This is a genomic window from Candidatus Methylomirabilota bacterium, assembly GCA_035315345.1.
Lineage (GTDB): Bacteria > Methylomirabilota > Methylomirabilia > Rokubacteriales > CSP1-6 > CAMLFJ01.
The window spans coordinates 1-6,610 of the sequence record DATFYA010000171.1 but is presented as its reverse complement, the minus strand read 5'-3'; the positions used below and the strand labels follow the sequence as shown (position 1 = coordinate 6,610).

Sequence of the window (6,610 nt, the reverse complement as noted above, 5' to 3'; positions counted from 1 at the left end):
GTTGCTGAGCGACAGCCAGACCCCCATCACGAAGGGATAGGCGATGAACGTCGCCAGCAGCACCAGGGCGGGGGCGAGCAGGATCGCGGCGAGCAGCCGCTCGCTCTCGAGGAAACGGGTCAGGCCCGCGGGCGACGACGTCCGGGGGTGCGGGAGGGCGGCCTCCAGCGGGGCCGCGCCGCCCGCACCCCCGGCGATGGACCGCTTCACGCCTCGTAGATCTTCTTCAGCTCGGCCTCGGCCCATTTCACGGAGTCCTCGGCCGACGTGCCCTGAACCGCCTTGGCGTACATGTCGGTGATGATGTACTTGGAGAACACCTCGGTGGCCTTGCCGGTGGAGGGCCCGGCGTAGCCGAACAGGCGGGTGTTGCGGGCCGCGGTGCGGAACATCTTGAGCGGCCCGTCCACCTTCTCCCACATCGGATGGCTCTCCCACACCCGGGTGGCGCCCACGCTGTACGCCTCCTGGGTGAGGAACCACTTCTCGTAGTTCTCCTTCTTGTGCATCCAGCGCAGGAAGTCCTTCGCGAGCTTCTGGTTCTTGCTGTACTTCATGATCGCGTCCGAGTGGTTCAGGAAGAGCAGGTACGCCCCGGCGGGGCCGGCGGGCAGCGGGGCGTGGTCGATGTCCGTCCACATCGGCTCACCCTTGTCGTCCTTGATCTTGTCCTTCTGCCGCTTGGCCACCAGGTAGATGCTGGCTCCGTTCAGGGTCGCGCAGACCTCGCCGGCGTGGAAGGCGCGGTTGTTGTTGGTGTCGTCCCAGGCGAGGCCGCCCTCGTCGCAGCACTCCTTCCAGAAGGCCTGCATGAACTTTACCGCCTCCACCGCCCCCTTGGAGTCGAGCACCACCTTCTTGCCGCTCTTGTCGGTCTCGGCGGCGCCGAAGGCCCAGGTGAGCGTGTAGGTGAATACCGGGGCGTCGCCGAAGGTGTGCCCGAGGGTCTGGCCGTAGGGCTTGCCCTTCTTCTTGAGCGCGGCGAAGAGCTTGCGCGCGTCGTCCCAGGTCTTGGGATACTCGCTCGCTCCCGCCTCCTTCAGCCACGACTTGCGGTAGGCCACCGCGTTGCCCAGCACCGAGTGCGGGACGGAGAGCCATTTGCCGTTGACGTTGCACGACGGCGGATAGATGTCGTAGAAGCCGCCTTCCGCCTTGGCCAGGTCGTTGGCCACGTCGCTCACGTCGACGAGCGAGTTGGCATAGAGCTGCGGCCAGTTGTACTGCATGAGGAAGATGTCCGCGCCGGAGCCGGACTGGATCGCCGCGGTGATCCGGGCCTGCAGATCGTTGGCGTTGATGGTCTCGAGCGTGACCTCGGCGCCGAGGGCCTTGGAGGCCTCCGGCATCTGGCGCTTCAGCTCCACGTCGGACTCGGGCACGAAGTCCACCCAGCGCACCCAGTGCAGCTTGGTGCCCTGGGCGAACGCGGGCGCCCGGCGCGCGGCCAGGATGCCCTCGATGCCGCCGGCGGCCGCGGCGGCGGCGGTCTTCACGAATGTCCGGCGATCGATCGACTGCGACTCGGGATCGGCCATCGTCTGGATCCTCCTTGACCTCGGACGGTGAGAGGGAGCCGAGCGTCGCCGCGCGCTAGCGCAGCGCGCCCGCCCCCTGCAGGGCCCGCCGGATCGCGTCGGCCTGGGCGGCGGACGTGGCGGGCATGGGAGCCCGCGGCACGCCGGCCGGCCGGCCCATCAGGGCCTGGCAGTGCTTGACGTTGGCGGGCAGGTTGTCGTGCGCGATCGCGTTCCAGATCGGCAGCAGCTTCTCGTGCAGGGCGAGCGCCTGCTTGTGGTCGCCGCCCTGCACCGCGTCCCAGAGCTGCACGCAGAGCGCGGGCACCGCGGTGAGAATCGCCGCGATGGCGCCGTGGGCGCCCAGGGCGAAGGACGGGTAGAGGAGCGCGTCCACCGCGCTCATGATGCGCGATCGGTCGGCCACCAGCAGCAACAAATCGGCGAGCAGCTTCATGTCCCCCGCGCTCTGCTTGACCCCGATGACGCCGGGCACCGCCCCGATGATCCGGGCCAGCAGCTGCGGCGACAGGTACGTCCACGGCACCACGTTGTAGATGATGATGGGCAGGTCGGTGCGGGCGGCCAGCGTCTCGAAGTGGCGCACCATCGCGTCGTCGTCGGGACGGAAGAGATAGTGCACCGGCGTCACCTGCAGCGCCGCGACACCCAGATCGCGCACGGCCAGGCCCCGCTCCACCGCGGAGGCGGTGCTGTCGGTGATGATGCCGGTGATGACCGGCACCCGGCCGCGCGCCTCGTCCACCACGGTGGCGGTGATCCGGCGCACCTCGTCGGTGGTGAGCGCGTGCCCTTCGCCGGTGCTGCCGGTGACCGCGAGGCCATGCACCCGCGCGGTCTCGATGAGATAGCGCGTCTCCGCGCGCAGCGCCGCGTCGTCGATGGTGTCGTCCGGACGGAACGGAGTGGTCATCGGGGGCACGATGCCGAAGATGCGGGTATTGGCGCTCATGATGGCCTCCTGGCCTGGGCGACGGACGCGGTTGGCCGAGACACTCCGGGGGGCGGCGTCAGGGCGATGGCGGCTTGGCCTGCGGCTGCAGCTCGGCCGGCGTGCTCTCGGTCGGGCTCGGCTCGACCACCTCGATGCTCTCGCCCGGCGGCATCTGGGCGCTTCCGGCCGGTCGGTGCGCGCGGAAGCGAATCTGGGGCAGCCGGCCCACCGCCTGGCGGAGGGCCTGCTCCCAGCGCGTGCCGATCTTGATGAGATCGGGGTCGCTCGCGGGAAATCGCCGCAGCCGCGTGATCTCGAGCTCGTCCACCCGGTACGCGAGGAGATCGATCGGCGGGCCCACCGTGACGTTCGACCGCATGGTCGAGTCGAGGGAGAGCAGCGCGTACTTGGCCGCCTCCTCGAGCGTGGTGCGCTGGAAGCGGATGCCGCGGTCGAGGATGGGCCGCCCGTACTTGGTCTCGCCGATCTGCAGGTACGGCGAGTCCTCGCTGGCCTGGAGCGGATTGCCCTGGGGATAGATGATGAAGAGGCCCGGCGACTCGCCCCGGACCTGCCCGCCCAGCACCAGGTTGACGTTGAACTTGAAGTCGTCGCGCTCGAGGGCGTCGCGATCCATGTCCGAGACGCGGCGCACCTGCTCGCCGATCACCCGCGCCGCGTCGTAGAGCGACGGGGCTTGAGCCAGGCCCTTGCCCTGATCGAAGTCGCGGCGGAGGAGCGTGATGATGGACTGGGTGCAGGAGAGGCTGCCGCTGCTCAGCAGGATGAACACGCGCTCGCCCGGCTGCACGAACGTGTGCATCTTGCGCGCAACGTTGACCTGGTCGTGTCCCGCGTTGGTCCGGGAGTCCGACGCCATCACGAGGCCGTGCCGGGTCCAGATGCCGACGCAGTAGGTCAACGCACCCCTGCCGGTGCGGCCGCCCGATTCCACATGCGCGGGTATGGTACCAGAAGCGCGGCGCATCGGATTGACCGGCGCCGGCGCCGCGGCTACCGTGACGCCATGACCGACGGTCGCGCGCATTCGAGCGACACGATCGCGACCGCCGAGGGCCGCTTCAGCGCCGCGACCGCCGGGCCTGCGGACGGCCCGCTCGTCATCCTGCTCCACGGCTACCCGCAGACGCGCCACACCTGGCGCCAGCAGGTGCCGGCCCTGGGCGCGGCGGGCTACCGCGCGGTGGCCCCGGACCAGCGCGGCTATTCGGCGGGCGTGCGACCGGATCCGGCCGAGGGACTCGCGGCTTACGGGGTCGACCGCCTCGTCCAGGACGTGCTCGACCTGGCCGACGCCGCCGGCGCGCGGGGCCGGCCGTTCCACCTGGTCGGCCACGACTGGGGTGGCCACGTGAGCTGGGTCACCGCACACCGGCATCCCACGCGCATCCGGTCGCTGACCGTCCTCTCACGCCCGCACCCCGCCGCCTTCCGCCGCGCCTTCCGCGACAACGCCGACGACCAGCAGCATCGGTCCCGCCACCACAAGGCGTTCCACGATCAGGCCACCGGGCCGCGTCTCCTCGAGGACGGGGCGCGCCTGCTCCGGGCGCGGCTCGCCGGGCAGGGCGTGCCCCCGGTCGCGGTGGACGAGTACCTGTCGGTGCTCGGCGAGCCGGCGGCCCTCGAGGCCGCGCTGGCCTGGTACCGGGCGGCCGGGACGCTCACCACGGTCGAGGTCGGCGCGATCACGGTGCCGACGCTCTACATCTGGGGCGATCGTGACGCCACCGTCGGCCCCACCGCGGCCCGCCTCACCGCCGACTTCGTCAGCGGGCCGTTCCGCTTCGAGACCCTGCCGGGAGTCGGCCACTTCGTCACCGACGAGGCGCCGGCCGCGGTCACCTCCCGGCTGCTCTCCCACCTCGGCGCCCAACGGTGATATCCTCTCTGCGGTCCGGCGCCGCACCGCGAGGGCGCCGACAACGGAGGAACCCATCGTGGCGCAAGAGTTGAAGATCTGGATGAACGGCCGCCTGGTCTCGCCGGCCGAGGCGGTCCTGCCCGTCAACAGCGCGGCCGTCTTCTACGCGACCAACGTCTTCGAGGGCCTGCGCGCCTACTGGAACGAGGCCGACGGAGAGGTCTACTGCTTCCGTCTCGGCGAGCACTTCGCGCGCCTGCGTGAGTCGATGAAGATGATGCGATTCACGGTGCCCTATACCGACATGGACCTGTACGAGGCGGTCCGGGACGTGCTGCGCGGCAACGAGATCCGCGAGGACGTGCACATGCACCTGGTGGCCTACGTGGCCGCCCCCGGCCTCGACTCGACCAGCCCGACCGGGCTCTACATCAACCCCCGGCGTCGGGCGCGCATCACGGAGGGCAGCGGGCTCAAGTGCTGCATCACCTCCTGGCAGCGCACCAGTGACAACGCGATCCCGATCCGGCTGAAGTGCGGGGCCAACTACCAGAACGGCCGGCTCGCCACGCTCCAGGCCAAGGCCGACGGCTACGACGCGCCGATCTTCCTGAATCAGCAGGGCACGGTGGCCGAGGGCTCGGGCGCCACGTTCTTCATGGTGCGCCGCGGCCAGCTGGTCACCCCGCCGATCACCAGCGACATCCTGGAGTCGATCACCCGCACCACCTTGATCGACGCGGTCGCGCCCGCGCTCGGCATGGAAGTGGTGGAGCGCGACATCGCGCGCACCGAGCTGTACGTGGCCGACGAGGCCTTCTTCTGCGGCAGCGGCTACGAGATCACCCCGATCCTCTCGGTCGATCGCTTTCCGCTCGGCGACGGCGGCGTGGGCCCCATCACCCAGCGGCTGCTCACCGCCTACATGAACGTGGTACGCGGCACGGACCGGCGCTTCCCCGAGTGGCGCATGCCGGTCTACAAGCCCGTCACCGTCTGACCTTGCCCGTCCTCCCCGGCCCTCTCCCCCGAGGCGAGAGGGCCGGGTGAGGAGCGGTTGCCCAGGCCGGTTCCTCCAAGGAGACGTTTCATGTCCAGCGCCGCCCGTGTCCTCGGTCTCCTCCTGATCCTCGGCTCGACGCTCGCGCCCGTCTCCGCGCTCGCTCAGGTCCCCGCGCCCGCTCCGCGTGACGGCAAGCCGGGCGGCGTGCTCCGGCTCGTGCTCCGCGAGGACCTGCCCCAGGGGTTCGCGATTCACGAGGCCGCGACCAACTCGGTCACGTGGCCGGCCATGCCGTGCTACAGCAACCTCGTCATCTACGACCAGACCAAGCGGCTCGGCCGCATGGACACGATCGTGCCCGAGCTGGCCGAGACATGGTCGTGGCAAGACAACTACCGCAACCTGGTGTTCTTCCTGCGACGCGACGTGACGTGGCACGACGGCCGGCCCTTCACCTCGCGGGATGTGAAGTTCACCTTCGATGTGGTGCGCGAGGCCGCCGACGCGCCGGCCAAGCTCCGCATCAACCCGCGGAAGGAGTGGTACGCCAACGTCGAGGCCGTCGAGGCTCAGAGGCGACGCTCAAGCAGATCGACACCGCGCAGTGGCATCCGATGGTGACCCGCCGCGAGTTCCAGATCGGCGCCAACCTCACCGGGCTCGGCGTCGACGATCCGGACGCCAACTTCTACGAGAACTACGCCTGCGGCTCACCGCGCAACTACGGCGACTACTGCAACGAGGAGGTGGGGCGGCTGATCGACCAGCAGTCCCAGGAGATCGACGCCCAGAAGCGCCTGACGCTGGTCTGGCAGATCCAGAAGAAGCTCGAGGAGGACGCGGCGCGGCCGACCATGGGCTGGCGCACCGACCGGTTCGCGCACTACCCCTACGTCAAGAACCTGATCCTGAACCAGGTCACCTACAACTGCTGCCGTCTGCAAGAGGTCTGGCTCGACAAGTAGCGGGGCGAAGCATGCGGGTCGTCTTCTGGAACATCCGCCACGGCGGCGGCGTGCGGACCGCCGCCATCGCCCGGCAGATCCGGGCCTGGAGCGCCGACGCGGTGGCGCTCTGCGAGTTCCGCGGCACGCCCCCGAGCGCGGAGCTGGCGCGCGCGCTGGCTCCTCGCGCGGATCCAGGCCCCCGGCCCGCTCGTCGTCGGGGTCATGCACGTGCCCAACCGGGTGAGCGGCCGGAAGTATCCTTACCTCGACGCGGTGCTGGAGACCGCGCGCCGCACCTGGCCG

9 protein-coding genes are annotated in these 6,610 nt (G+C 70.1%); 5 read left to right on the top strand and 4 right to left on the bottom strand.

Annotation, left to right across the window (positions count from 1 at the left end; genetic code table 11):
- The 4 genes from VKN16_22150 to VKN16_22135 form a co-directional block, all read right to left on the bottom strand.
- On the bottom strand, positions 1-210 hold a 210-nt coding region (locus tag VKN16_22150), incomplete at its 3' end, for a hypothetical protein (protein ID HME96915.1).
- Positions 207-1,538 carry an extracellular solute-binding protein gene (locus VKN16_22145; protein ID HME96914.1) on the bottom strand — a complete coding sequence of 444 codons (1,332 nt, stop codon included), beginning with the start codon at positions 1,536-1,538 and terminating at the stop codon, positions 207-209. The genes VKN16_22145 and VKN16_22150, both read right to left, overlap by 4 nt.
- Before the next feature lie 55 nt (positions 1,539-1,593).
- Positions 1,594-2,490 carry a dihydrodipicolinate synthase family protein gene (locus tag VKN16_22140; GenBank protein HME96913.1) on the bottom strand — a complete coding sequence of 299 codons (897 nt, stop codon included), beginning with the start codon at positions 2,488-2,490 and terminating at the stop codon, positions 1,594-1,596.
- 58 nt (positions 2,491-2,548) lie between these two features.
- The gene (locus VKN16_22135; GenBank protein ID HME96912.1) at positions 2,549-3,394 is read right to left on the bottom strand and encodes a peptidase; all 846 of its coding nucleotides are present in this window, start codon (positions 3,392-3,394) and stop codon (positions 2,549-2,551) included.
- Between the two features lie 105 nt (positions 3,395-3,499).
- On the opposite strand from VKN16_22135, the gene VKN16_22130 reads away from it, so the two are divergent.
- From VKN16_22130 to VKN16_22110, 5 genes are all read left to right on the top strand, one after another.
- Entirely contained in the window at positions 3,500-4,375 is an 876-nt protein-coding gene (locus VKN16_22130) for an alpha/beta hydrolase (GenBank protein HME96911.1), read from the top strand.
- A 58-nt stretch (positions 4,376-4,433) separates the two neighbouring features.
- Entirely contained in the window at positions 4,434-5,357 is a 924-nt protein-coding gene (ilvE, locus tag VKN16_22125) for a branched-chain-amino-acid transaminase (protein HME96910.1), read from the top strand.
- A gap of 90 nt (positions 5,358-5,447) precedes the next feature.
- Positions 5,448-5,981 (top strand): ABC transporter substrate-binding protein, encoded by a 534-nt coding sequence (locus tag VKN16_22120; GenBank protein ID HME96909.1) that lies wholly within the window; start codon positions 5,448-5,450, stop codon positions 5,979-5,981.
- Positions 5,975-6,325: a hypothetical protein gene (locus VKN16_22115; protein HME96908.1), complete on the top strand. Its 351-nt coding sequence runs from the start codon at positions 5,975-5,977 to the stop codon at positions 6,323-6,325. The genes VKN16_22120 and VKN16_22115 overlap by 7 nt, the downstream gene beginning before the upstream one ends.
- Before the next feature lie 11 nt (positions 6,326-6,336).
- A partial coding sequence (locus tag VKN16_22110; GenBank protein ID HME96907.1) for a hypothetical protein occupies positions 6,337-6,610 on the top strand: 274 nt, incomplete at its 3' end.

Coding starts and splice junctions, on each gene's coding strand:
- VKN16_22145 (HME96914.1), bottom strand. CDS start 1,538: ATGGCCGATCCCGAGTCGCAGTCGATCGATCGCCGGACATTCGTGAAG.
- VKN16_22140 (HME96913.1), bottom strand. CDS start 2,490: ATGAGCGCCAATACCCGCATCTTCGGCATCGTGCCCCCGATGACCACT.
- VKN16_22130 (HME96911.1), top strand. CDS start 3,500: ATGACCGACGGTCGCGCGCATTCGAGCGACACGATCGCGACCGCCGAG.
- VKN16_22120 (HME96909.1), top strand. CDS start 5,448: ATGTCCAGCGCCGCCCGTGTCCTCGGTCTCCTCCTGATCCTCGGCTCG.
- VKN16_22115 (HME96908.1), top strand. CDS start 5,975: ATGGTGACCCGCCGCGAGTTCCAGATCGGCGCCAACCTCACCGGGCTC.